Consider the following 24,777-nt stretch of genomic DNA (forward strand, 5'->3'; position numbering starts at 1 on the left):
GAGCAGGCGGCAATATCTCGGTTTTTTTCTCAATTCGACTCCCTCATCACCCTTCACCGGCGTAAGTTGGAGCACCTGCAAGAAATGAAAAAAGGCCTGCTTCAACAGATGTTTGTCTAGAAAGGAAACCTCCATGAGCAACCTGCAGGAGATCTCTTCGAAGTTGTGGGCCATGGCCAATGAGCTGCGCGGCAATATGGACGCAGCCGAGTACAAGAACTACATCCTGGCCTTCATGTTCTACCGGTATCTGTCCAAGCACCAGCAGAACTACCTGGTCAACGATGGCATTATCGACGTCGCCCCTGGACAAACACCCAACGACGCCTATCTGGAGCAAGCCAGCGGTGACGACCTGAACGACTACCTTGAAGACATTTCTTCGAGCCTCGGATATGCCATCGCACCGGACGACACCTGGGCATCGCTGGTAGCAAGAATCGACAACAGCGAGGTCGTGCCAAGCGACTACCAGGACATGTTTGACAACTTCAACAAGAACGCCCAGCTCAACAAGGACGCGGAGCGTGATTTCAGAGGCATCTTCAACGACGTCAATCTCGGCGATTCGCGGCTGGGGTCATCAACAAACGAGAGAGCGAAGTCTCTGAACCGCATCGTCAAGCTCGTAGACAGCATCGATTATAAAAGCGATGACGGGAAAGATATCCTAGGTGCGATTTACGAGTACTTGATTAAGCAGTTCGCAGCATCGGCCGGTAAAAAAGGTGGCGAGTTCTACACTCCCCACGAGGTGAGTGAGATTCTGTCGAAGATTGTCACCCTAGGCAAGAAGCGGACGAACGATTTCTTTGAGGTGTACGACCCTACGATGGGGTCGGGGTCTCTTCTTCTCACCGTTGGCCAGGAGCTTCCCGAGGGCCAACCAGTTAAGTACTTTGGGCAGGAGCTGAACACCACCACATACAATCTTGCACGTATGAATCTGATGATGCACGGCGTGCCCTATAACAATATGATCCTGTCCAATGCCGATACGCTCGACACCGACTGGCCGTTTGGCAAGGACGCTCGTGGTATTGACGACCCCCACACATCCTTTGATGCCGTTGTGGCCAACCCCCCTTATTCCGCGCATTGGGACAACAGCGAGACTAAGCTGAAGGACGAGCGCTTTGGTCCATATGGCAAGCTCGCCCCTAAGACAAAAGCCGACTATGCCTTTATCCTCCACAGTCTTTACCATCTTGGAGACGAGGGCACCATGGCGATCGTCTTGCCCCACGGCGTGCTATTCCGNNNCGCAGCANAGGGCGTGATCAGGCAGAAGATTATCGATAAGAACTACTTGGATGCCGTCNTCGGGCTCCCTGCCAATATCTTCTACGGCACAGGAATTNCCNCCATCATCATGGTTCTCAAGAAGAACCGTGACACCAAGGACGTGCTGTTTATCGATGCATCTCGGGAGTTCGAGAAGGCGAAGAATCAGAATCGCCTGGAGCCCGAGCACATCAAGAAGATCGTCGAGACCTACAAAAACCGGGTCGATGTCGACAAATACGCACATGTGGCACCGCTCGAGGAGATTAAGGAGAACGACTACAACCTCAATATCCCGAGGTATGTGGACACATTCGAACCCGAGCCGGAAATCGACCTGCAGGAGATCCAACGAAAGCTCGAGCAGGACGATCGAGAGATAGCCGAGCTTGAGAAGAGCATCGCCGAGCAGCTGAAACTCCTCGGAGTGTAGTCAAGGCTCATCGCAGCGCGAGTACGGCCCCATCAGGGGGCGGTCCGATTAGGGTTAATCGGACCGCCCCCTATTTGCAGGCAGTTCACCATAGAAGCAAGCTCCTTACGCTGGTGAAGGGTGATCAGGGAGTCGACAGACTTGAAGAATGCCCCTATCGCTTGTTGTTCCATCTCGGAACATGCGATGCGGNTTGTTGTGTTAAAAAAATCGCTGGGCGCAATATTGAGAAGGCCATGATTCCTTGCCCCTTCCGCTGCTATTGCACGGACTCCTTTAAACCAGTGATCTGAATCATAATATGTTGCAAGGAACTGAGGATCGACGCTTGTAGCAGAAAAGACGATATACAACGTAGATACACAGCCTTTTTCATATCTTTCAAGCCGCTTGATAGCGCCCCAGGGGCTGTCTGATGAAGTGCTCTTGTTGTAGGCAAATTCCCCTTTTTTCATGAGGTAATATCCGCTCATATCCCTACTGGCAACTCGTTTTTTAAAGAACGACTCTTGATCAACTAGCCCGTACTGAGCAGATATTGTCNGAGGGAGTTTCGATATATTGTTTTTGTTCTTTCGAGTAACCCGTCGGGTGACTTCGCCCAGCTTCCGCTGTTCCCAAGGGTCAGCGCATTGGGCACTCAAAAACACTCTTCCAAGGCGCCAATTAGGGATAATTTCAACTCAAAGCCATGCCCTCATCAGCGTGAGCCAAGAGAATTGGTGAAGGAGGGTGAGATGACCGAAGCAATTAACGGCAGCACGCTGTTTTGTGACTACTTTGCCCAGTGGGTAAGCGTCTACAAGACGGGCGCAATCCGGGACGTGACCATGCGCAAGTATGAGCTGACCCAAAGCTGGTTGAGAAAGCTCGTACCCGCTCTCAAGCTGTGCGACCTCGACAGAATCGAATACCAGCGGCTGATAAACGGCTATGCAGCAGAACATGAGCGCCAGACCACCATGGATTTCCACCACCAGATAAAAGGCGCGGTCCTTGACGCGGTAGACGAGGGGCTCATCAAGCGCGACCCTACTCGCAAAGTAATAATCAAAGGCAAGCAGCCACGCCCAAAGAAAACGAAGTACCTCAATCAGTTCGAACTCCACGCTATCCTCGAGGATCTGGCGCTGGGCGACTCACCTGACTGGGATTGGATGATTCTNCTGGTTGCCAAAACGGGGCTGCGATTCTCCGAGGCCCTGGGGCTCACGCCCAAAGACTTTGACCTTGCACGCCAGACGCTCACAGTCGATAAAACCTGGNACTACAAAAACGGTGGAGGATTTGTCCCTACAAAGAACGCATCCTCTGTGAGAAAAGTCCAGCTCGACTGGCAGTTNACGATGCAATTCGCTGCCCTACTCAAAGACCTTCCTACAAACAAGCCCATCTTTGTAGAAGGCAAGGTGTACAACTCTACGGCCAACAACGTTCTTGCTCGGCATTGCCNCAGGGTTGGCGTCCCGGTCATCTCCGTTCACGGGCTACGGCATACCCACGCCTCGCTCCTGCTCTATGCAGGCGTCTCCATTGCAAGCGTTTCCAAGCGCCTTGGNCACGCAAGTATGAATACTACCCAAGACACATACCTGCACGTAATATGTGAACTTGAGAACAANGACGTNGACATAATCNTGCGAGCGTTATCAACGCTCATCTAGGACGGCATCACGAGGCTTTCGCTGATGAGGGAGTAGAGGCCCGGCTGTTAAAAACACATGGCGCAGTGATGTGCGACGACCTTGCGGCATACTTTTATCCGATTGCAATCACCTAGGACGTCAACAGGAGCCCGCATGGACGCATGGATGATTCGCGCAGGCCGCAACGGCGCCTACGCGTCCAACTGGATCGAGAACGGTGTCATCGGTATCGGATGGGACCTGGGAGGCGCCGACATCTCCGCCATGTCCCGCGACCAGATCAGGACGGCCTACGAGTCCCTCCACCCCGAGGAAAGCCGCGCCAAGATCGCCGCGGCGGCCGGTCAGGTGAACCGCTTTGCCCATGCCATGGTCGAGGGCAGCACCGTCGTCATGTACGACCCCCAAACCCGCCTCTATCACATCGGCGAGGTGGCGGGCCCCTGCGAGCCCGTTGCAGGCAACGAGGCCATGACCTACCGGCGCGCCGTTGTGNGGACCCAGGAGGCCCCGCGCGACAGCCTCTCGACGTCCTCAAAAAACTCGCTGGGCTCCATCTCGACGANCTTCTCCATCTCTGACAAGGTCATGGCCGATGTGCTTCGCGCCGCCGCACTACCGCCGGCGGCCGATGAGGAGCNGGCGCCCTCCGACGACGAGGAGGCCCGTGCCGCCACCTACAACGACGGCGTCGAACGCATCAAGGACCGTGTGAACCTCCTCGACTGGGAAGAGATGGAGCAGCTGGTGGCCGGGTTGCTCCGCGCCTTGGGCTATTACGCACGCGTGACGCCCAAGGGACCCGACGGCGGGCGCGACATGATCGCGTCCCCGGATGCCTTGGGCCTTGAGAGCCCGCGCATCATCGCCGAGGTAAANCACCGCAAGGGGNNCATGGGGGCGCCCGANGTGCGCTCCTTCATCGGGGGCCTGCGCGCAAGCGACCGCGGGCTCTACGTGAGCACGGGCGGCTTCACCCGGGAGGCCCGCTACGAGGCCGACCGCTCCAACGTGCCCGTGAAGCTTCTCGACCTCGACGNGTTCGTGCGGCTCTATGTGGAGTGCTACGACAGCGCCGACGGCGAGGCCCGCGCCATCCTGCCCCTCGTTCGCATCTGGTGGCCCGCGTAGGGGCGCGGGCGGGTGCGGGAGCTCGCGGACCAAAACATGCACCAACTGGCTGGTTGGTGCATGTTCGGGGGCGCCTCTCTGCACCAAGTAGCCACCTAGTGCAGCCCAGGGCCCACCTCCCCGCCGAAAAGCCGCACCAACTAGCCACCCGACGCAGCTAGGAGCGCCGCCACCTCCACGGCGCCCGCCCCTGCCGCCAGCAGCACCAGCGGCGCCGCACGCACGAACAACCACTCGAAGCCGTGGAGGGCCGTGCCGGCCACGGCGGTCTCCGGGTCGGAGAGGTCCCACTCCAAGTACGGGCTCCCCATGGCCNCANGCAGCGCAAACGTCGCCACCACGGCCGCGCACACCGCCACGAGCGCCCAGAACAACACGGACCGCTCCATCCGCTGCCGCCGCGCCAGCTGCAGGTTGACCACCTCCAGCTTCTCGGCGATGGCCGCCAGGCCGTCTGGTTCGGCCTCGGGAACCGACTCACCCAGCAGCGTGCTCACCGGCGTGTCCAGCTCCTCCGAGAGCGTCACCAGCATGGACGCGTCCGGCACCGAGAGCCCCTGCTCCCACTTGGACACCGTCTGGCGCACCACGTTGAGCCTGATGGCCAGCTCCTCCTGTGTGAGCCCCTTGGACTTCCTCAGGTTCTTGATCGTCTCGCCGAGCATGGAACCTCCCGTCGCCGCATCCGTCTCCCTCAGATATGCCGGAGGACGGCCGCGCCCGCAAGCAACGCNAACTCACATTCGCGTTGCGCGAGGTAGATGGAAGTAAGCGGTAGGTCTTCATGAAGAGCATCGACGCCAGCTGCCACTACGAGGGGTACGCGACGTACCCGCTGCACGAGCAGTGAGGGGGCACCCGAACCGCCGCNAAGAGGGCACCCCCGCAGCATGTATGCGGGGGCCCTTGTGGCGTTCGCAGACTGCATCAACCCGGCCTCTACAAAAGACGCTTCCGCCGAGCCTGCTTCAGCCAGTTCCTCTTGAACGCACCCACACCACCGAAGAACTTGTTGTAGGTCTCGCCAGCCTCGTTGGCCTCGTATTTCAAAGCGGCAAGCTCGATCGTGCAAAAGTAGTCCGCGGCCTGTGAGAGTCGATACTCGGTCATGGTCGTCTTTCTCCTGATTACGACATTGCTCGAGAGTTCCGACTCTGTTGCNNCATAAATTGCTTCTTTTACAATCTGATGCCCATTGTCGTAATAAACCTTCACGTCGTCGAACGACTGAAAGAGATCGAACCTGTCCCGTATAGCACGAGCGATATCCCGCTCCATGCGGCAACGANGCAGCTCCTCGTCGGCGAACTCGGAGCTTTTATAAACGAAGCAGTCGTATTGAATCGGCAGATGGCGTACAAGCGACGCGAAGCAGACAAGCATCTTCTTCCGTTGTTCGATGCTGAGCGAGGAGTATGCCTTATGGCCGTTCAAGAGCGGCTCGGAGTGAAAGGGTAGATTTGGCAGGTCGGCATCGAGCAGTACCGTCTCGTAGCGAGATATGCCCCCTCTGNTGTCATCGGCCTGATTGTGGNACACAAGCGTAAGCAGGTAGTAACGAGCTCTACCTGTCTTATCGCCACTCTCATNGACGAAGATGCTCAGTTCCGCNGCCAGATGTTCTCCCTAGACAAAAAACGCCGGGGGACTACCCCCGGCACTTGGAGGAAGCGCTACCCGCGCCTCCGATAGGCTATTTATACCATGTGGGGCCGCTCCTCACTCCAACAGATGCGATCCCGTCATCCCCCGCTCATCCGTCCCGCCGTCCGCACGCTCACTCCCCCAGCGCGACCTCCTGCTCGCAGCGGCGCACACCGTCCCGGGCACCGCGCAGGGCCTTCCTGTAGTACCAGCCGCCATGGCTCACAGCCGCATCCAGGTAGGTCTCGGCCAGGCGGTAGCACTCGAGGGCCCGCGCGAAGTCGTGCCCGCAGCCGCGGCCCTCCTCGTAACAGTCGCCCAGCCGCAGCGCGATGCTGCCCGAGAGGTAGGCGGCCCCGTGATCGTCCTGCTCCATAGCCCGCTTGTAGCAGCGAAAGGCCTCACCGTCGTCGGGCTCGCACCCCACGNCGTTCTTGTGGCAGTCGCCCAGCTTGTACGAGGCCTCGACCAACCCGGCCTCGGACGCCCACCGGTAGCAGAGGAACGCGCGCTCCTTCAGCGGCATCGGGCCGTCCGGGCCCGTGAAGCAGGTGCCATCCTCCCAGTACGCGCCATCGGCCCGGTCGTAGTAGTACACGTAGCCCAGGTTCATCTGCGCCACGGCGTTGCCCTGTGCCGCGCCGTGCCGGTAGAGGAGCTCGACGGCCTGAAAGAGCCGCCGGCGCTCCGCCGCCCGACTTGGGTCCCTGAGGGCCATAGCCTCGTCGTAGTACCCTCCGCCGTACCAGAGGGCCTCCTCGCCGCAATAGTCGTCGGCGGCGACGTACGGTTTGAGGAGGACGCGGCCCGCGTACGCCCCGCTCTCGTCGAAGACGGGATCTGTCAGCCAGATGCCGGGCAGCACGTCGCCGTTGTCGTACGCGGTCGTCTCCTCCGGGATGACGANGAAGGGGTCGGCGCCGAACCCGCGCCCCTCCTGCGGGGCAGTGCCATCTCCATGCTCAATCAACGAGGCTNACCTCCATGTNNNGCTTCCACCAGTTGCCGAGCTTCTCGCGGTCGAGGAGTTCGCCGCGCACGGTCTTGCCGCCGTCCATGAGGCGGGCGAGGACCTCGTTGCGGTCGGCCGGGACGAAGCCCAGCTTCCTGCCCTCGTGCTCCACGCGGATGGCCCACTCGTCGGCCAGGTTGCCGGGCTCGCGGACGAAGGAGAGCATGGCGTCCTCGGGCATGGACGCCACGAGGTCGTCGATGCCCGGCACGTGGGTCGTGCCGGCGATGCGCATGCTCTCGTAGAGGACGATCTTGGACTCAANGGGCATGGGTATCGAGAGGGACGCCCCTCCCAAGGTTCCCAGAGAGCCCCCGTGGCTCAGGATCGTCGCAAGGCCGGCGGACGTGCCGGCACCCTCCCCACTCACCGCTTCTCCCCCCTCAGCTCCCTGATGGCCTCCTCATAGGCCTCGGCCACCTTCCTCTGCTCCGCGAAGCGTACCTTCAAGTCCCTGCGCACGCGCGCGAGCTCCCTCGGGCTGCCCAGGAGCTCCCGCAGGATGTAGGGATGGCCCGACTTGAGCTCCTCCAGCTGGCCGAGAAGGACGTTGAGCTGCACCTCCGCCATGGCGAGGTCCACGGCGGCGTCCTGCTCGCCCCCGCCGGCGCCCACGGAGCCCAGCGGCTCGTCGAGGTACTCCGTGGCGGTGGCCACAGCCTCAAGGCTCTGGAGGTCGCCGGCCTTGTAGGCTGCCTGCGCGATGGCGAAGAACCGCCGCTCCTCGTCCGACTGCCCCGGGTGGATGTCGGGGTGGAGGCGCTTCACCAGCAGGCGGTGCAGGCGCTTGACCTCGGCCGTCTCCGACGGGGAGAGCTCGCGTGACCCGGTGAGGTACTCGAGCCGCGCCAGCTGGTCGGCCATGCGCCGGGAGAGTTCCTCCTCCCAGGCCTGGAACTCTACGTCCAAGGCCGCGTTCAGCTCCTCGTTGGAGAGGGTCTCCCCGCGGTTGACGGCCGCGCGGAGGAGGGTCGCCTTCCTGCGCAGGCGGCGGGCCTTCAGCTGCCAGGAGTAGAGGTCGTTCTCCAGGTAGCCCACAGCTCCGGCGTACTCGGCCAGGATCTGCGGGTTCACCTGCAGGTGGATCTCGTCGATCTCAAACAGCACCTCGATGATGCGACGTCGCGTGGCCNCGAGCTCGTCGAGGATGGACCGTGTTTCTTCCCCCANGGGGNCCTCCNCCCGATGTGCGCGGGTACCGGATGCTTCTCTCAACCATAGCTGAAAGTACCATGAATTCTCTGTCCCATAGCGGCAGAGGGAACAGCGNACCGTTCTCGCCTCCTGAACGCGGTTGAGGGCACGCCCCTGCGCTCTACGCCTACGCCAAGGACCCCGAGGTGAGCCCATCGCAGGATGGCCGCCACGGCTTCGAGGACCTGGGCCTCAGCGCCGTCTGGTGCGGACACTACGAGGGCAACGACCGGTCGCANCACTGCATGGAGAAGTGCGGGTTCGTCTACCACCACACCGCGAGGGACGTCCCCTGCAGGCTCATGGGCGACGTGCGCACCGAGCGGGCCTCGCTCCTCACGGGGGAGCGTTGGCTGGCGGGACGGCGGTAGACACCCCACGGGCGCTTCCCTGGCCGAGCACTTCTCCCGCCACGTCGCATAGCCGCACAGCAAGGGCGCACAGTAGGGGCCTCTCGACGCAAGGGCCCCTTAGCGAACGAGAAGTCGCACACCAAGGNGCCCTTATGCACCAAAAACCGTGCGCTAAGCCCAACTCGNCGCANACACGCCTTGGCGAANACACAGTAAGGGCCTCTTGAGACAAGGCCCCCTTACTGCGCGGCCTTGGTGTGCGACCTGTCTCGAAGCCCGCATCGAGGTCGGTGGCGCCCGGTGTTAGACTGGCATCCTTAACTGTTGCTGAACAACTGCGGGAGGCACTCGAGGCCAAGACCCCCGACGTGCTGCCATTCCGCAGGTCCGTGGAGGCGGTGAATGACCTGCACAACCGGCCGTTCCAGATCCTCTCCGACGGCCGGGCCGTCTACCTCTCGCCGATGGAGGAGTAGCGGGCTGGCCCCCAAGGGTGCGGCCGGCGCCAAGAGGCTGGTTGGGGCAGGTTTGGGGGCGTTTGCCAGCCGCCAGATGCGCCAACTAGCTAGTTGGCGCATGTCTGGAAGCCCTTCTCCGGTCGAAAAGTGCACCAACTAGCCAGTTGGTGCACCTAGAAGCGCCGCCACGGCCCCAGCCCGTCAGCGGCGCCCGTCTCCCCCGTGCAGCCAACACCCGTCCTCGTGCCCCTGCACCACCCCCACCGACTGCAGGTACGCATACACCGTCGTCGGGCCCACGAACGCCATACCGCGGCGCTTGAGGTCGCGGGAGACCCGCTCGGCCAAAGGCGATGTGGTGCGACCGGTCTCGCGCACCGGCACGCCGTCCACCCAACCCCAGAGGTAGCCCGCAAACGAGCCGAACTCCCCTTGGATCGCCTTGAACACCCGCGCGTTCTTGATGGCCGCACGGATCTTGGCCCGGTTGCGCACGATGGCGGGGTCCCCCATGAGGTCTTCCACCTTCTCCTCGTCGTAGGCACAGACCTTCTCCAGGTCAAAGCCGTCGAAGGCCCGGCGGAACCCCTCCCGCTTGTTGAGGATGCACTCCCACGACAGCCCAGCCTGAAAGGCCTCCAGCACCAGCATCTCAAAGAGGTGCCCGTCGTCGTGACTGGGCACGCCCCACTCGTGGTCGTGGTAGGCCATGTAGGCGGGGTTGTCGNGATTGGCCCAGGCGCAGCGACCGCGCCCGTCCTCCCAGAGCGCGCCGTAACCCTCCCCCGCCCGGGCGTGGCACCGCACGCAGCGCGGGCTCGAAGGTTTGAACCCCGTGCAGCCGTCGCCGCAGCCGGTGCGGGCGGCGGGCTTGGACGACGGGTGTGCCATGGGGGCTCCTCTCCACGATGCCGGTGGCGCCTGTATTCGAGTTATACACAAACGTCGGCGCCCGTNGCCACGAGGACCNCGGGCGCCGACGCGCCGGTCGGATATGAGAGAAAGGCCGAGACCCTACACCGCCTTGGACTCCGCCGGAACGGCAGCCCCGTGGAGCGCTGCCTCGTGCTCGTCGATCGCAAGGTCCGCGCCGTCGATGCCGATCATCTCGTCCTCCTCCACGGCACCCACGGCCCGCTCGCCGTCGGGGTCGGGCAGCACCAGGTTGAGCCCGATGGCCATGAGCGTGGTGACCACGATGNNCGACCCGCCGNAGANGCTGGNGACCNAGGCGGGGANCNCGGGGCCGGCGAGGGCGCCCGACACCATGGAGATGCCCATGCCGAGCGCGATGGAGGTGCCGGCGATGGTGCCCTTGCGGGCCGAGCGCCCGTCGCGGGTGAGGATGCGGATACCGGTCACGGTGATGGAGCCAAAGACCGTGAGGGTGGCGCCGCCGATCACGGCCATGGGGATGGTGTTGAGCACGGCGGCGAACTTGGGCATGAGGCCGGCCACGATGAGGATGCCGGCGGCGCAGGCGAACACGCGCTTGCTCACCACGCGGGTGCTGGTGGTGATGCCCNCGTTCTGGGCGAAGGTGGAGGTGGGCAGGCCGCCAAAGAGCGCTCCCACGGTGGAGGCGAAGCCCTCGNAGAGGATGCCGCCCTTGATCTCCTTGAAGCAGGGCTCGCGGTCCATGGCGCCGCTGGTGGTGGCCGAGAAGTCGCCCATCATCTCAACGGCCGCGATGATGAACATGGAGCCCCGCGACACGATGGCGTCGGGGCGGAACTCGATGCCGAAGGGCAGGAAGCGCGGCAGCGACACCCAGGCGGCCCCGGCGATGCCGCCGAAGTCCACCATGCCGAGCACGAGCGCCACCACATAGCCGGCCAAAAGGCCGAAGNGCAGCGACCCCAGCTTGAGCACGCCCTTGCAGAAGTTGCCGAAGAAGATGCAGAACGCGAGGGTCACCAGGGCAACGATCCAGTTCTGGGCGCTGCCGAAGTCCGCGGCGCCGTTGCCGCCGGCCATGTAGCCCACGGCCACCGAGTACAGTGACAGGCCGATGCAGAACACCACGGTGCCCATGACCACCGGCGGGAAGAGCTTGCGCAGGGGCTTGAGGAAGAGGGCAAAGGCCATGGCCACGAAACCGCCGACAAACTGGGCTCCGATGACGGCGGCGATGCCGTCGGCCGCGCCGATGGAGTTGAGGACGGGGACGAAGGCGAAGGAGGCGCCGGTAATCACCGGCAGGCCGGAGCCCACGCGGCCGAAGAGAGGGTGGGCCTGAAGAAGCGTCACGATGCCCGAGAAGAGCATGGCCGCCTGGATGAGCATGGCGCTGTCCTCGGAGGGCAGCCCGCAGGCGTTGCCCACTATCATGGCCGGGGTGATGATGCCGATGATAGCGGCCATCACATGCTGGAGTGCCAAGGGGACGAAGTACTTGGGAGAAGGCTTGCCTTCTCGCTCGAACAGCGACGCCGGCTCGCCCGCCGATGCGGAGGCCGGGGCTTTCTTTGACGCTTTGAGATCCTGAGCTGGGGTCATAAGATGATCCTCCCTCTCATAACGGTTGTGTGCAGCCGCTAAAACAGTGGTGTTCTCGCCCTTTCCGCCAGCATGACTTTGTGTCTTACTGGCAAACTTTTTTTCTTGTATATCACTAATGTAGACAATGCGCGGCGACGATACATCCTAAATTTTATTGAAGAAAATTTGAATACTATCTGAACGAGTCAACGTTGCCGGAAATGCAGGACCTTAGGCTGCCCATAACCCCATCTACCTCTATATATGTAGCCATCATCCCTTATTTGCAACAATGTGCGGATAGGACGCTATTTTCAGACTCGCGTATACTTGCGTGCACATACCACACCGACGCCTTGAGACTGCCGACTCGGGAGGAACCATGCCGATAGCCCTGAAATCGCCTCGCATCGTCCTGCGGCCTTGGCAGGAGGAGGACGCCCCAGTGCTCTTCTCCCTCGCTAGCGACCCCGCAGTGGGCCCCATCGCCGGGTGGCCNCCNCACACGTCCGTGGCAGACAGCCTCCGCGTCATCCGCGACATCCTCTCAGCGCCCGAAACCTATGCCGTGGTCCTGTCCGAGACCGGCGAGCCCGCAGGCTCCATCGGCCTGCACTTTGGCGACGCCGGGACCGTGCCCCTTTCTGAGGGAGAGGCCGAGCTTGGCTATTGGATCGGCAGGAAGTTCTGGGGCCGGGGCCTCGCTCCCGAGGCGGCCGACATGCTTATCCGCCACGGCTTTGTCGACCTGCGCCTCTCCACGCTGTGGTGCGGCTACTACGACGGCAACGACCGGTCCCGCCGCGTCCAGGAGAAGTGCGGGTTCNTCTTCCACCACACCGAGAAGGACGTTGCCCGCGAGCCCATGGGCGACGTCCGCACGGCGCACATGAGCTGCCTCACCAAAAGGATGTGGGAGAACCAAAAACGTTGAGGCATGGCGCCGCCCGTTCGCAAAAAAGGGCCCGATGTCGATAAGCGCCGGGCCCTCTCAAAACAAGAAAGCTCCTGGATAGGCACTCCCCGAACGGGGCGGAGTCGGTTGACCTCGAGCATGGCGTTCAGCTCGTCGTAGCCCCTGGAGAGCAAGAAGCCCGTGGGCTCAGCGCCCACAAAGGTGCCGCTCTCACTGATATAGACGATGTAGGGGCTGTCCAGCCCGGAGAGGTGGCAGATGGGTCAGGAACCTCTGTCACGCGACGGGTGGGCCAGGCACCTCTGTCACGCATCCGCGGGCACAGGACCAGCTTGCGGCCCGCGGGCACTGGCCGGTGGCCTACGACGTGCGCGGCCACGGGGCGAGCGACAAGCCCGCGGCGTTCTCCATGGCCGACCACGTGGCCGACCTCCTGGGGCTCTGCCGCGCCCTCGGCCTGACGCGGCCCGCACTGGTGGGGTTCTCCATGGGGTCGTACATAACGCTCCGGACGGCCGAGCNGCACCCCCNCGCGTTCGGGCGGATCGTCCTCATCGTCCACGGCACGGCCGACAAGGTCGTGGACCTGTCCTACGCCCGCCGGGCCGCCGAGGTCCACGGGTCCCGGGCCACCGGCTCCACGACCCTGGTGGAGCTGGACGGGGCCGGCCACGGGTTCTCGCGGCGCCACGACCGTGAGGCCCTGGGGGCCTTTGCCGCGAGGAGCTAGGCCCTCCCCTCGGCCTCCTAGGGGCGGGCCCTCACGAGCTCGATGGCCTCCTTGGCGACGAGCTCCTCCACATCCATCACGACCACCGCCGTGCGGGCCAGGGACCCCTCGATCTCTGCGGCCACCTTTGCGTCGAGGCCGGGGCAGTACCTGCGGCCCAAGGCCTCGAGCCCCGCCCGCCTCTCGTCGTCGTCCTCGGCGATCCGGGCCTCGCCGAAGGCCATGGCGCTGCGATAGAGGGTGGTGAGCAGCTCGGGCGCCGTCTCGTTGTGGGCCACCACCACAAAGGAGACCCGGGGATTCTCGGCCAGGGCGTCGAGCTTGTGACCCTGGGGCGCGCCGTGGAAGTAGATGCGGCCCCACGGGGCGCCGGGGGCGGGGCAGGCCTCGAAGGCGTAGCTCAGGGGCACGCCGTAGGGGTAGCCGTCGGCGGCGGTGCCGCCCGTGACAAGGACGCCGTACTCGCCGGAGGCCATGATGGAACGGGCCTCGTCGTCGGACAGCCTTTGACGCTTGCGGCGCATGGGAACGCTCATGGGCACACCCTCTCGTCTGCACGCCGGGCCCTCGAACCCATGGTCGCAGGGTCGGCGGAGCGGTCTGTTCCGCGCATTCTACCTAAACGCCGCCGGCCTGGCGCCCGGTCACTTGAGGAGTCGCAGAACCCTGAGGGCCACCACGGCCAGGGCCGCCACGGCCACCGAGAGCACCACCGAGAACACCCACGACCCCGCGAAGGGCAACCCCGCCACGTTCATGCCGTAGAAACCGAATACCCCGGTGGGAATCGACAGGATCAGGGTGAGCACGGTGAGGGTCCGCATGGTCTTGTTGAGGTTGTTGGACATCACGTTGGAGAAGGTGTCGGTGACGCTGTTCAGGATCTGGGTGCAGGTGACGCACATCTCCACGGCCTGGCGCACCTCGATGAGCACGTCGTCCAGGAGCTCGCGGTCGTCGTCGTAGAGCGGGATGGTGCGACCCGTGCCGATACGGTTCACCGTGGCCTCCAGGCCCTGGAGCGACGTGGAGCAGTAGNCCAGCGACTTCTCCAGGCCCAGCATGGAGATGAGCTCGTCGTTGTCCATGGTACGCCGCAGGGTGTTCTCGCTGCGGCGGATCTGGCGGTTGATGGAGCGCAGGTCGGCAAGATAGCGCTGGGTCACCTTGAGCAGCACCCTGAGCAGGAGGTTCACCCGCAGGTGCGTCTCGATGCCCATGGAAGCGGCGTGGGTGAGGGCNCCCACGATGTCGNTGGGCCTGAGCGACACCGTGACGAAGTGGTCCTGCTCGGGCAGGAAGATGAAGGAGAGCGGGTGGGTGTCGTACTGCACCCGGCCCGACCCGTCGTCGGNCTCCTCGAAGGGACAGTCCACCACCACGAGGATCTGGCCGGTGTCATCGTCGTGGTCGATGTGGGAGGTCTCCTCGTCGTCNNAGGCCTCCCGGATCACCNCGTCGACGATGCCCAGGTCGCGGGTGAGAAACGCCAGGTCTTGGTCGCGCGGCTCGAGCACCTCCACCCAGCAGCCCGGCACCAGGCCCGAGACCTCCTCGATCCGGCCTTCCTTGGATTTGTAGAACGAGATCATGGAACGCCCGCCGTCGTGTGCCTCACGGATATGCAGGCTCCTACCCGGACCCCGCGCGCCCCATGCGGGCCTCGCACAGGCGGGCACCCCCGCCGACGGTGCGGCGGGGGCGCCCGGGACAGGACGATGGGGACGGGTTACGCCTGGTGGCGCAGGTCGTAGAAATCCTGGAGCACCGGCGTGGTGGCCTTCAGGGCCTCGGTGTCGGCGTAGAGCATGTGGCCGTTGCTGGACTCGTACCACAGGACCTGCTTGGCCAAGTCGTCAGGCAGGTACATCTTTGCCATGTCGTGGATGACGTTCCAGTAGGGAGTGGCGCCGTCGTGGCGGCCGCCGAGGAAGATCACGTGGCTCNTGGGGTTGCGACGCAGGGCCGTGGCGATGTCGAAGGCCACGTTGGGCATGGGGGCGGTGCCCACGCCGGGCATGTCGTGGTTCCAGTTCCAGGCCTCGTTGACCTCGATGTTCAGGCCGCAGTAGTTGGGGTAGCCGGCAAAGNCCATGTCGCNCNGCAGCTTCTGGTAGACCTCGTTGTAGACCACCTGGATGGCATCGTAGGAGGGGTCCTCCATCTGGAAGAAGCCAAGGTCGCCCTGAACCGGTTGATAGACCTGCTCGGNGAAGCGAGTATCGTAGCGGCCGTGGGACAGGCCCNTGTCCTGGGCAAAGTGGGCACGGAATTCATAGAGCTCGATGCGCAGCTTGCGAGCCATGATGAAGTCCACCGGCAGCCCGATGAACTCGCTCATCTTCTCGGCGATCTCCTGCATCTTGTCCTGCGGCAGGTTGCCGGCGATGGTGAGTGCGTTGATGTAGGTGGTATTCACGAAGTCCATGGCCTGGGCAAACCAGTCCTCAGGAGAGACGCCCTGACCGGTGACGCCGGCGGACTGGGNGGTGGCGGNCATGACCGGGAACATGCCGGCGTAGTAGTCGTCGTTGCCCGGGAGCATCACGGCGTAGTCGAGGATGGAGGACTGCTCCACCACGCCGTCGACGCCCACGCCCCGCTCGCCGAGCAGGCGGTAGACCACGGCGGCGCGGGTGGTGCCGTAGGACTCGCCGTAGAGATAGTGCGGACGGTCCCAGGCGTTGTGCTCGTTCAGCCACGCGATGACGGTGCGGGCCATGGCGTCGCCGTCGCCGTCCACGCCCCAGACCTTCTTGGGGTCGTAGCCGGCGGCCACATGGGAGTAGCCGGTGCCGGGGGCGTCGATGAAGACGAGGTCGGAGACCTGCAGCAGCGTGTAGGGGTTGTCCTCCACCGGGCAGGTGTTGCGCAGGTGCCTGGTGCCGTCGGTGGGCACGCGCACGGGACCCATGCCGCCGATGCACACCATGGACGACGAGCCGCCGGGGCCGCCGTTCCAGAGGAAGGTCACCGGGCGGTCCGACCTGTCCACGTCGTCGGAGACGTAGGACAGGCAGAACTGGTGGCACATGGCCTTGCCCTTGTCGTCGAAGATGTCCACCATCTCCGCGGTGCCGGTGTAGTCGATGGTCTTGCCGTCCTCGCCGTGCCAGGTGTAGTGCTTGNAAGCCTTCTCGGGCACCTTCTCGGCGCCCTCGTCCGCGGGCTTCTCGGCCGCAGTGACGTCTGCCATGGTCCTCCTCCTTCCGACGGCACCAAGCCGTCGTCGCATGACGTTGGGGCGGTTTATTCCCGCAAGGGGCGCGATCCGGGGCCGGTGGCCCATCTCGACAGCATTTACATTGATGTCCATTGATTTAAGGTTCGCCGTGGGGCGGAGGGCCGTGGTCTAGGTGCGGACAAGATGCGAGCGGACGGGGCCGTCGGGGACCACCTCCCAGCGCACGGTGGATACGGCGTCGAGCAGCGCCGCGTCGTGGGAGACCGTCACCGCGGCCCCGGGNAAGACTCCCAACAGGCCCTGAAGCNCCTCGATGGAGGCCACGTCCAGATGGTTGGTGGGCTCGTCCAGCACCAGAAGCGCCGGGTTGTCCAAAAGGCCGAGCGCAAGCATGAGCTTGCGGGTCTCGCCAGGGCTGGCGTCTGCGCCGGAGAGCAGACGCTCGGGGCGGGAGTTGAGCCGCGCCACGAGAGACAGGGCGGCCCCGGCCTCCCCAGGGCCGAGCGACCTCAGCCGATCAAGGGCCTCCGCACGCACAGAGCCGTCAACGTCCTGCGGCACATAGAGGCAGCTCCCGACGCTGCGCACCCCTTCCATCAGCCGACGTACCAACACGCTCTTGCCCGCGCCGTTGGGCCCCGAGACACCCACCCGGTCGCCGGGCCCCACCCAGAGCTCGGGCACTGTCAGCGAGAAGTCCCCCGCGCGCACCTCTCNCGCAGGTACATGGGCTACCGTCGCCGTGCGGGCGCGATGGCCAAAGCCCTGCAGCCCTCCTTCGTAGCGCTTGGCCACCCGGACGCCCGCCAAGTCGCCCCTAGCCCTTTTCAGGCGCCTGTCCATGGTTGCGCTGGCGCGCCCTGCCACACCGTCCTTGCCCGTGAGAATCGCAAGCCCGATCCGGCCCTTGGCGTCGCGGTCGCCCGGATCCACCGACGCACGGCTCATCCGGGCCGATGACGATGCCGCCACCTGCGCGCGCCGTCGCGCCTCCGCCTCGAGCCGCGCCACCTCCCNTTTCGCGCGGGCCCGGGCGCGCTCGGCCGCGACTCGCTCCAAGCGCTCCTGGCCCGACGCAGCCGTGTAGCCGCCCGGGNGCATGACCCATCGCCCGTCGGAGCACACGAGGCACTGAGAGGCAAGGGCGTCGAGCAGACGGCGGTCGTGGGAGATGAGGATGCCCACGCCTTTAAAGACGGCGAGCGCTCGAGCGAGCGCCTCGCGAGAGGGAAGATCGAGGTCGTTGGTGGGCTCGTCCATCACCAGGACGTCGGGGCGCCTCCACAGGGCACAGGCCACCTGCAGCCGCTTTCGCTGTCCGCCGGAAANCTCCTCCCAGCGCCAGCCCCAGGCGTCGTCTNCGTCCAGAAGGCGCCGTACCTCGACGGCCGCCTCGCCCCAGTCGCAGCAGAACTCCTCCAGACCCGCAGGGCGCATCGAGGAGTCCTGCGGACAAAAGGCCGACGAAAGCCCGCGCGTGCAAGAGCCATCGCTGGGTGCGACAAGTCCGGCAGCAACAGCGGCAAGCGTCGTCTTGCCGCAGCCGTTGTCGCCTAAAAGGCCGGTCCACCCCGCAGGAAAGACGGCCGAGACATCGTTGANCGCCGGCGCCGGCGTATCTGGATAGGTATAGGACACATGGGAAAGCTCAAGTTGCACGACGGTCTCCTCAACAGGGAGGCCGCCCGGCGCAAGGCGCAACGGCAAAGAAAGTTTATAGGAGAGCAGCGCGACACCCAGCGGCCAGGCGGCCGTTTGACAGCAAATTGTGGAGTGCCCCTAGTGGGCGTCGCTNCAGCTTCNAGAACCTTGCCTTNCTCGGGGCCCCGCTTGCCAAAGGCCGGGCCGAACACAGCGGATCCATGATAGCACGGCAAAGACAAGGTACCCGGTTGTTTTGTCACGGCCCTGCGCCTGAAAGCGTCTGAGGGTGCCCTCAGACGCTTTCAGGCGCAGAAGAGAGATGGGAGAGGGGGATGCCGGCCGGATCGGAAGGTTCAACCCTTGACGATTATGGCCCTCCGCGCGAGAATGACTCTTCAGAGACTATTGAGGCGAAAGGACCCCCCCCCATGGCCCCCTTCGACAATCCTTTTGGCAACGCTTCCAGCCAACACGGCATGCACTCGGTCATCGGCAGCGACGGCTCTTTCCGGANCGTCACGAGCANCGGCAACATGGCATTCTCGTCGGACGGCACCACCTATACCCGATGCGGCAACACCGTGTTCTCGTCCAAGAGGACGGTGCTCACCGAGACCCCTTCGGGCATCGCAAGCTCAGACGGCACGTTCTTCTCGCGCATCGGAAACACGCTGTTCGGGTCTGACGGGAGCTTCTACACGAGCTTCTAGGCGGGCATCCGGAGGAGCTGCCGGCATAGTTCTTGCTGCTGTTGATATAGATGCCGCCGCCCTCGTGCTCGGTTGCAGTATTGCCCACTGCAAAGCCCGTCGCCGCGACTGCAGCCTATAAGCAAGCGCAAACCACGCGATTATCGTCTGCCACGGAGCAGACGCATCCCTAAAATGTACGGCCTCAAAGCGGTTTTTACAGGTNGGCCAAAAGAGCTGCCACGACAATGAGGGCGATGAGAGCGAGGCACAGGGTGTTGNCCACCCAGGGGCNCAAAGAGCGCAGCCAAGCGTCGATGGCGGGATAGAGGACCCAGAGGTACAAGATGGCCATAACGCCGATGACGAGGTCGTTCACGAGCCAGCCCTGACCCAGGATGTTGAGAGGCAGCTGCGAGTTGTCCCAGTAGGGGTAGGTGCCGGCGGCGTCGGGCTGGTTGATGATGAGGCCGATGACGGTCTCAAGCACGGCCGACACGGCCACGGTGCAGGCAAACGTCTCGAGCACGGCGCCCCACGTGGTCTTTCGCTTGGTGATGACGTCCTCACGGAAGGGCTCGATGACCAAGGTCATGGCCACGGCGCCGATGCCGTAGACCCAGTAAGGGGTGAACCACGGTTCAACCCACACGGCATAGTCGTCAGCCACGATGCCGAACTGGTCCATAAAGGTGCAATAAGGGATCTCGAGCCAATGGCCCACCCAGCAAAAGACGCAGAAGACCACGAACAGGGTGCGCCACCACTCCACCGTGAGCACGTAGTAGCGGCCCTCTTGGTCCTTTGTGAAGAACTTCATGAACATGCGCTTGAATGACGCCATGGGTCTCTCCCCCTCCTGCAGACGACGCGGCGTCGCCCAGGATCGGCTGAGAGGGCGCCCATACAGATAGGTTCCCCGCTGCGGCGACTCCCATGCGCACGGCACGGGAGCGTCACGGATGAATGCGACGAACGCCCGGAGCAGGGGCAGGGCCTTTACCTAGGCCCCGAGCACGACATGCGCCTGAAAGCGGATAGGGGCGCCCTCAACCGCTTTCAGGCGCGGGAGAGGGGCGCGGGGTAGCGATGGGCCGGGGTGCGGGCGGCTGGCGTCGAGGCACGGGGCGGGACAGGTGACAGCGCCCCCGTCACCCCAGGGCCACGTCCAGCACCATCATCAGGGTGAAGCCCACAGAAAACAGCAGCGTGCCCAAATTGGAGTGGCCCTCCCCCATGGCCGTCTCGGGGATGAGCTCCTCCACCACCACGTACACCATGGCGCCGGCCGCAAAGCCCAGGAGGTAGGGCAGCACCGGAGTCAGAAGCTCGGCCAAAGCGATGGTGGCGAGGGCCGCCACAGGCTCCACCACGCCAGAGAAGACGCCCCAGCCAAAGGCCTTGGGACGGCTCACGCCGTCGCTGCGCAGGGGCATGGAGACGATGGCGCCCTCGGGGAAGTTCTGGATGGCGATGCCGGCCGAGAGGGCCAGCATGCCGCCGGTAGTGATGTCCGCCCCGCCCATGAGCCAGCCGGCGCAGAGGGCGCCCACAGCCATGCCCTCGGGGATGTTGTGGATGATCACGGCCAGGGCCAGCTTGGCCGACTTGGGCAGCGAGCTCTGGGGCCCCTCGTCCTCGCCGTCGGCGTGCTCGTGGGGCACCACGTGGTCGAGCAGGAGCAGGAAGCCCACGCCGGCCCAGAACCCCACGAGCGCCGGGACGAAGGCGAACTTGCCCATGGCCTCCGACTGGTCCATGGCGGGGATGATGAGGCTCCAGATGGAAGCGGCCACCATAACGCCGGCGGCAAACCCGGTGAGGGCGCGGCGCNAAAGCGGNCTCATGGTGCCGGNCATAAAGAACATGCAGGCAGAACCGGCAACGGTACCGGCGAGGGGCAAAAGCAGGGCAAGGGCGAGATCCACGAGGACTTCTTTCTCGGATGGAGGAGGCAGGTCCATGGGAGCATACCCAGACTGGCGGCCGGCATNGGGCTCGCGGGCGTGACAAACCAACCTGGTACCTTGTCTGCCCTTGTCTGCGCCGGGGCGTCCGCCCTTTTCAGAAGGGGCGCAGCGCCNAGTCGGCNACGCTATCATGGTCTGTGCAGACCGGACGCACAGAGAGAGGCCTTCAGACCTATGGTTTCAAGGATCTACGTAGAGAAAAAGCCCGGGTTCGACATCGAGGCGCAGTCCCTTGCCCAAGAGCTGCGCGACATCGTGGGCATAGCGGGCCTCACCGGCCTGCGCCTGTTCAACCGCTACGACGTGGAGGGCGTGGACGAGGCGACGTTCGCCGCCTGCGTGCCCACGGTCTTTTCGGAGCCGCAATCGGACAATGTCACAGACAAGCTGCCCCCCTCGGGCGGGGCCGCTGTGTTTGCCGTGGAGTACCTGCCCGGCCAGTTCGACCAGCGGGCGGAGTCGGCCAGCGAGTGCGTGCAGCTCATCAGCCAGAAAGAGCGGCCGCTCGTGCGCTCGNCCACCGTGTACGCGCTCGAAGGGGAGCTCTCGCCCGAGGACGTGGAGCGCGTGAAGGCCTACGTGGTGAACCCCGTGGAGGCGCGCCTTGCCGGGTTGGACAAGCCTGGCACGCTGGCCCAGGACTTCCCGGCCCCAAAAGACGTGGAGGTTCTTGACGGCTTTCGCACCTGGGACGACGCACAGCTGGCAGAGTTTATCGCCGAGCGCGGCCTGGCCATGGACGCAGACGACGCGCGCTTCTGCCGCGAGTATTTCTCGGGCGAGAGGCGCGACCNCACCATCNCCGAGATCCGGGTCATCGACACCTACTGGTCCGACCACTGCCGCCACACCACCTTCGGCACCGAGCTNGACTCCGTGACCATCGAGGACAGCCGTGTGCAGAGGGCGTTCGACCGCTACCTGAAGTGCCGCCACAGCCTGGGCCGCGACGCCAAGCCCGTCTGCCTCATGGACATGGGCACCATCGGCGCCCGCGCCCTCAAGGCGCAGGGCGTGCTCACGGGTCTCGACGAATCCGACGAGATCAACGCCTGCACCGTCAAGGTGAGGGTGGACGTGGACGGCGAGGAGCAGGNCTGGCTCTACCTCTTCAAGAACGAGACCCACAACCACCCCACCGAGATCGAGCCCTTCGGCGGCGCGGCCACCTGCATCGGCGGCGCCATCCGCGACCCGCTCTCCGGGCGCTCCTACGTCTACCAGGCCATGCGCGTCACCGGCGCGGCCGACCCCACGGTGCCTGTGGCGGACACCCTGCCCGGCAAGCTCCCCCAGCGCAAGCTCGTGACCACCGCGGCGGGGGGCTACTCCTCCTACGGCAACCAGATCGGCCTGGCCACCGGCCAGGTGGCCGAGCTCTACCACCCCGGCTACGCCGCCAAGCGCATGGAGATCGGCGCCGTGGTGGGCGCCGCACCGNCCGCCAACGTGCGCCGCGAGGNGCCCGCCCCNGGCGACGTGGTGNTNCTGCTCGGCNGCCGCACGGGCCGCGACGGCATCGGCGGGGCCACGGGCTCGTCGAAGTCGCACACCGCCACCTCCATCGAGACCTGCGGCGCCGAGGTGCAGAAGGGCAACGCCCCCGTGGAGCGCAAGCTCCAGCGCCTGTTCCGCAACGCCGAGGCCTGCCGGATGATCAAGCGCTGCAACGACTTCGGCGCCGGCGGCGTGTCGGTGGCCGTGGGCGAGCTCGCCGACGGCCTGGCCATCGACCTCGACGCCGTGCCCAAGAAGTACGAGGGGTTGGACGGCACCGAGCTCGCCATCTCCGAGAGCCAGGAGCGCATGGCCGTGGCCCTGGCGCCCGAGGACGTGGACGCCTTCATCGAGCTGGCCCGCGGCGAGAACCTCGAGGCCACGCCCATCGCCACCGTGACGGCCGAGCCGCGGGTCACCATGGCCTGGCGCGGCGACACCGTGGTGGACCTCTCGCGCGAGTTCCTCGCCTCCAACGGCGNGCCCAAGCATCAGAACGCGCTGGTGGAAGCGCCCGAGGCGTGGGANGTGCCGGCGGCCTNGGCAGACGACGCGCTGCCTTTGGCCGAGCGTCTGACGGCCGTTGTCTCCGACCTCAACGTGGCCTCCAACAAGGGCCTCTCCGAGCGGTTTGACTCCACCATCGGCGCCGCCACCGTTTTGATGCCCCACGGCGGCTCGCGCCAGCTCACGCCGCCGAGCGCCATGGTGGCAAAGATGCCCGTGGACGGCGAGACCACCACGTGCTCGGGCATGGCCTGGGGCTTCAACCCCTACCTCTCTGCGGCCGACCAGTATTCCGGCGCCTACCTGGCCGTGGTGGAGAGCGTGGCGCGCCTTGTAGCGGCCGGCTTCCGCCGCGAGGGCTCCTACCTCACGTTCCAGGAGTACTTCGAGCGCCTGCGCGACGAACCCGCCCGCTGGGGCAAGCCCGTGGCCTCGGTGCTCGGCGCCCTGGACGCCCAGTTGGACCTCGGGGTGGGCGCCATCGGCGGCAAGGACTCCATGAGCGGCTCCTTTGACGAGCTGGACGTGCCCCCCACCCTGGTGTCGTTTGCCACGGCCGTGGGTCCCGTGGACCGCGTGACCTCCCCCGAGTTCAAGGGGGCCGGCCACCGGCTGCTGGGCATCGTGCCGCGCTACCGCGACGACGCCCCCCTCGTGCCCGAGGCCGGCGCCGAGAAGTGCGCCATGGCCCTTGTGGAAAAGCTCGTGGGAAGCGGGGCCGCGCTCTCCGTGGCCACGCCCGGCTACGGCGCCACGGCCGAGACCCTGTTCAAGATGAGCCTGGGCAACGGCCTGGGCATCGAGCTCGATCCCACCTTTGTGGCGAGCCACGGCGCAGAAGCGCTCTTCTCGCCCGCCTACGGCTCCTTCATCGTGGAGCTGGCCGACGGTGCCGAGGTACCGGACGCCCCCGACNGCCTTGCCGTGGGCCTGCTCGGCACGACGCTGGACGAGTACGTGCNGCGCGCCGGCGACGAGTGCGTGGACCTGGCGGCCGTGCAGGAGGCCTGGGAGCGTCCGCTGGAGGGCGTGTTCCCCTACCGCACGGCACCCGAGGAGGCCGCCGGCCTGCCCGAGGTGCCACAGGTGAGCTGGACCGGCGGCGTGGGCGCCACCTACCACGGGCCGTCGCTCCTCGGCACCGACGCCGGCAGGCCCCGGGTGGTCATTCCGGTGTTCCCGGGCAACAACTGCGAGTTTGACAGCGCGCGGGCCTTCAGACGCGCCGGCGCCGTGGCCGAGACCCTCGTGGTCAACAACCTGACGCCGGACGCCGTGGCCGAAAGCTGCGCCGCCCTGGCCGACGCCATCGACCGCAGCCAGATCGTCATGATCCCCGGCNGCTTCTCCGGCGGCGACGAGCCCGACGGCTCCGCCAAGTTCATCACGGCATTCTTCCGCTCGCCGGCGGTCACCGAGGCCGTGCGGCGCCTGCTGCAGGACCGCGACGGCCTCATGCTGGGCATCTGCAACGGCTTCCAGGCTTTGGTGAAGCTGGGCCTCGTGCCCTTTGGCGACATCCGGCCCATGGACAAGGACTGCCCCACCCTCACGTTCAACGGCATCGGCCGGCACCAGAGCCGCCTTGTGCGCACGCGCGTGTGCTCCGACCTGTCGCCGTGGCTCTCGAAGTGCGAGGTGGGAGACGTGCACACGGTGGCCGTCAGCCACGGCGAGGGCCGCTTTGTGGCGCCCGACGCCGTGCTCGCCTCCATGGTGGAGAGCGGTCAGGTGTGCACTCAGTACGTGGACGACAACGGGCGGCCGTCCATGGACCTCTCGGTGAACCCCAACGGCTCGCTCCTGGCCATCGAGGGCATCTGCAGCCCCGACGGCCGCGTGATGGGCAAGATGGGCCACACGGAGCGCTCCGGCAGCGGGCTGTACAAGAACGTGGGCGGCAACCTGTTCCAGCCGCTCATCGAAGGCGGCGTGGCCTACTTCGCGTAGGGGGCGCCCCCCTGTCCCACCACCCGGACACTTTTGTCCCAATGGTCGGGCACT

The 24,777-nt window shown here is 65.0% G+C and carries 18 protein-coding genes and 1 pseudogene; 7 read left to right on the top strand and 12 right to left on the bottom strand.

The genetic code is table 11. From position 1 onward, the window contains the following. Window positions 1–133: 133 nt before the first annotated feature. From JX283_RS01960 to JX283_RS01970, 3 genes are all read left to right on the top strand, one after another. Window positions 134–1,717: a type I restriction-modification system subunit M gene (locus JX283_RS01960; RefSeq protein WP_204829102.1), complete on the top strand. Its 1,584-nt coding sequence runs from the start codon at window positions 134–136 to the stop codon at window positions 1,715–1,717. 737 nt (window positions 1,718–2,454) lie between these two features. Then, the gene (locus JX283_RS01965) at window positions 2,455–3,381 is read left to right on the top strand and encodes a site-specific integrase (RefSeq protein WP_204829103.1); all 927 of its coding nucleotides are present in this window, start codon (window positions 2,455–2,457) and stop codon (window positions 3,379–3,381) included. 135 nt (window positions 3,382–3,516) lie between these two features. Then, complete coding sequence (locus JX283_RS01970) at window positions 3,517–4,494, top strand: restriction endonuclease (RefSeq protein WP_204829104.1); 978 nt, start codon at window positions 3,517–3,519, stop codon at window positions 4,492–4,494. A 140-nt stretch (window positions 4,495–4,634) separates the two neighbouring features. On the opposite strand, the gene JX283_RS01975 is transcribed toward JX283_RS01970, so the two are convergent. The 6 genes from JX283_RS01975 to JX283_RS02000 all read right to left on the bottom strand — a co-directional run bounded on the left by JX283_RS01975 (window position 4,635) and on the right by JX283_RS02000 (window position 11,582). Beyond that, window positions 4,635–5,159: a helix-turn-helix domain-containing protein gene (locus tag JX283_RS01975; RefSeq protein ID WP_204829105.1), complete on the bottom strand. Its 525-nt coding sequence runs from the start codon at window positions 5,157–5,159 to the stop codon at window positions 4,635–4,637. A 1,112-nt stretch (window positions 5,160–6,271) separates the two neighbouring features. Next, entirely contained in the window at window positions 6,272–7,108 is an 837-nt protein-coding gene (locus JX283_RS01980; RefSeq protein ID WP_204829106.1) for a tetratricopeptide repeat protein, read from the bottom strand. After that, complete coding sequence (locus tag JX283_RS01985) at window positions 7,101–7,421, bottom strand: HIRAN domain-containing protein (RefSeq protein ID WP_204829107.1); 321 nt, start codon at window positions 7,419–7,421, stop codon at window positions 7,101–7,103. Before JX283_RS01985 ends, JX283_RS01980 begins: the two co-directional genes overlap by 8 nt. A gap of 95 nt (window positions 7,422–7,516) precedes the next feature. Beyond that, a complete protein-coding gene (locus JX283_RS01990) occupies window positions 7,517–8,257 on the bottom strand; it encodes a hypothetical protein (RefSeq protein WP_204829108.1) in 741 nt (246 codons plus the stop codon). Between the two features lie 1,099 nt (window positions 8,258–9,356). After that, window positions 9,357–10,046, bottom strand: a complete 690-nt coding sequence (locus tag JX283_RS01995) for a DNA-3-methyladenine glycosylase I (RefSeq protein ID WP_204829109.1) — start codon at window positions 10,044–10,046, stop codon at window positions 9,357–9,359. A gap of 123 nt (window positions 10,047–10,169) precedes the next feature. Further along, window positions 10,170–11,582: a uracil-xanthine permease family protein gene (locus JX283_RS02000; RefSeq protein ID WP_370583391.1), complete on the bottom strand. Its 1,413-nt coding sequence runs from the start codon at window positions 11,580–11,582 to the stop codon at window positions 10,170–10,172. A gap of 436 nt (window positions 11,583–12,018) precedes the next feature. On the opposite strand from JX283_RS02000, the gene JX283_RS02005 reads away from it, so the two are divergent. Further along, a complete protein-coding gene (locus JX283_RS02005) occupies window positions 12,019–12,570 on the top strand; it encodes a GNAT family N-acetyltransferase (RefSeq protein WP_255533406.1) in 552 nt (183 codons plus the stop codon). A 268-nt stretch (window positions 12,571–12,838) separates the two neighbouring features. Continuing rightward, window positions 12,839–13,282 (top strand): annotated as a pseudogene (locus JX283_RS02010) (alpha/beta fold hydrolase); the annotation flags it as partial. A 17-nt stretch (window positions 13,283–13,299) separates the two neighbouring features. Here the strand turns inward: JX283_RS02010 and JX283_RS02015 are convergent. The 4 genes from JX283_RS02015 to JX283_RS02030 form a co-directional block, all read right to left on the bottom strand. After that, window positions 13,300–13,818, bottom strand: coding sequence for a pyridoxamine 5'-phosphate oxidase family protein (locus JX283_RS02015; RefSeq protein WP_204406840.1), 519 nt, complete (start codon window positions 13,816–13,818; stop codon window positions 13,300–13,302). 108 nt (window positions 13,819–13,926) lie between these two features. Next, window positions 13,927–14,874 (bottom strand): magnesium transporter CorA family protein, encoded by a 948-nt coding sequence (locus tag JX283_RS02020; RefSeq protein ID WP_204829111.1) that lies wholly within the window; start codon window positions 14,872–14,874, stop codon window positions 13,927–13,929. Between the two features lie 137 nt (window positions 14,875–15,011). Then, window positions 15,012–16,478: a peptidase S10 gene (locus JX283_RS02025; protein ID WP_204829112.1), complete on the bottom strand. Its 1,467-nt coding sequence runs from the start codon at window positions 16,476–16,478 to the stop codon at window positions 15,012–15,014. A gap of 156 nt (window positions 16,479–16,634) precedes the next feature. Beyond that, complete coding sequence (locus JX283_RS02030) at window positions 16,635–18,125, bottom strand: ATP-binding cassette domain-containing protein (RefSeq protein ID WP_204829113.1); 1,491 nt, start codon at window positions 18,123–18,125, stop codon at window positions 16,635–16,637. A gap of 518 nt (window positions 18,126–18,643) precedes the next feature. Between JX283_RS02030 and JX283_RS02035 the strand changes: the two genes are divergently transcribed. Then, entirely contained in the window at window positions 18,644–18,820 is a 177-nt protein-coding gene (locus JX283_RS02035; RefSeq protein WP_204829114.1) for a hypothetical protein, read from the top strand. A 196-nt stretch (window positions 18,821–19,016) separates the two neighbouring features. Here JX283_RS02035 and JX283_RS02040 read toward each other — a convergent pair whose 3' ends face one another. Together JX283_RS02040 and JX283_RS02045 are read right to left on the bottom strand one after the other, a co-directional pair. Then, window positions 19,017–19,643, bottom strand: coding sequence for a putative ABC transporter permease (locus tag JX283_RS02040; protein WP_204829115.1), 627 nt, complete (start codon window positions 19,641–19,643; stop codon window positions 19,017–19,019). A 307-nt stretch (window positions 19,644–19,950) separates the two neighbouring features. Beyond that, window positions 19,951–20,646 carry a ZIP family metal transporter gene (locus tag JX283_RS02045; RefSeq protein WP_239652425.1) on the bottom strand — a complete coding sequence of 232 codons (696 nt, stop codon included), beginning with the start codon at window positions 20,644–20,646 and terminating at the stop codon, window positions 19,951–19,953. Window positions 20,647–20,943: 297 nt separating this feature from the next. Between JX283_RS02045 and JX283_RS02050 the strand changes: the two genes are divergently transcribed. After that, window positions 20,944–24,723 (top strand): phosphoribosylformylglycinamidine synthase, encoded by a 3,780-nt coding sequence (locus tag JX283_RS02050; protein WP_204829117.1) that lies wholly within the window; start codon window positions 20,944–20,946, stop codon window positions 24,721–24,723. Window positions 24,724–24,777: the final 54 nt, after the last annotated feature.

It is taken from the genome of Olsenella sp. CU969 (assembly GCF_905219715.1).
Taxonomy (GTDB): domain Bacteria; phylum Actinomycetota; class Coriobacteriia; order Coriobacteriales; family Atopobiaceae; genus Granulimonas; species Granulimonas faecalis.

Excerpts from the sequence above, each read along its gene's own strand:
- JX283_RS02035 (WP_204829114.1), top strand. The coding sequence starts at position 18,644 with ATGGCATTCTCGTCGGACGGCACCACCTATACCCGATGCGGCAACACC.
- JX283_RS02015 (WP_204406840.1), bottom strand. The coding sequence starts at position 13,818 with ATGAGCGTTCCCATGCGCCGCAAGCGTCAAAGGCTGTCCGACGACGAG.